This window comes from Cognatundibacterium luofuense (assembly GCF_018139685.1).
Taxonomy (GTDB): domain Bacteria; phylum Pseudomonadota; class Gammaproteobacteria; order Burkholderiales; family Burkholderiaceae_D; genus Undibacterium; species Undibacterium luofuense.
The window spans coordinates 1-286 of sequence record NZ_JAGSPN010000617.1 but is presented as its reverse complement, the minus strand read 5'-3'; the positions used below and the strand labels follow the sequence as shown (position 1 = coordinate 286).

General features: G+C 50.3%; 1 protein-coding gene. It reads left to right on the top strand.

All coding sequences use genetic code 11. The features are described from left to right. The first annotated feature begins 4 nt into the window (after window positions 1-4). Complete coding sequence (locus tag KDM89_RS23015; protein ID WP_212689859.1) at window positions 5-178, top strand: GGDEF domain-containing protein; 174 nt, start codon at window positions 5-7, stop codon at window positions 176-178. The last annotated feature ends 108 nt before the right edge of the window (window positions 179-286 follow it).

Here is a 286-nt window from a genome sequence, read left to right as displayed (position 1 = left end):
AGATTTGCAAAAAACACCTTGTCAGCTTGGAACGGTGCAGATTGTATTTACTGCCAGTATGGGAACTGGCTTAGCAGACTGGCAAAACGATGATAGCCCTGACCTGACATTTCAACGTATCGATAAAGCCTGCTACCAGGCGAAAGCCAGCGGACGTAACCGCGTGGTTGCCGTATAAGCTGGTCCCACGTGTGCTAAGCAAATGGCTTGAAAGCATGGTGTCGCAGCGCTGGGTAGCCTGCGATGGCTTGACTAAATTCAGTTCTTATCCGGATCGGGCAACGTA